This is a genomic window from Bacillus cereus group sp. BfR-BA-01316 (assembly GCF_022664195.1).
Classification (GTDB): Bacteria; Bacillota; Bacilli; order Bacillales; family Bacillaceae_G; genus Bacillus_A.
On sequence record NZ_JAKUGX010000122.1, the window covers coordinates 1 to 235 of the forward strand.

Here is a 235-nt window from a genome sequence, read left to right on the forward strand (position 1 = left end):
ACTAATAGATCGAGGACTTAACCATATAATATGAAGCAATGTTATCTAGTTTTGAAAGAATATAAAAAACTTATTGACCTTTAAAAGTGAATGAGTTACAATAATTCTTGTCTTAAATGAATATAGTCTGGTAATGATGGCAGAGAGGTCACACCCGTTCCCATACCGAACACGGAAGTTAAGCTCTCTAGCGCCGATGGTAGTTGGGACCTTGTCCCTGTGAGAGTAGGACGTT

Annotated in this window: 1 rRNA gene; it reads left to right on the forward strand. The window is 37.9% G+C overall.

Features of this window, described 5'->3' with window-relative positions:
- Nucleotides 1-126: 126 nt before the first annotated feature.
- A 5S ribosomal RNA gene (gene rrf, locus MR071_RS25270) occupies nt 127-235 on the forward strand; the annotation flags it as partial.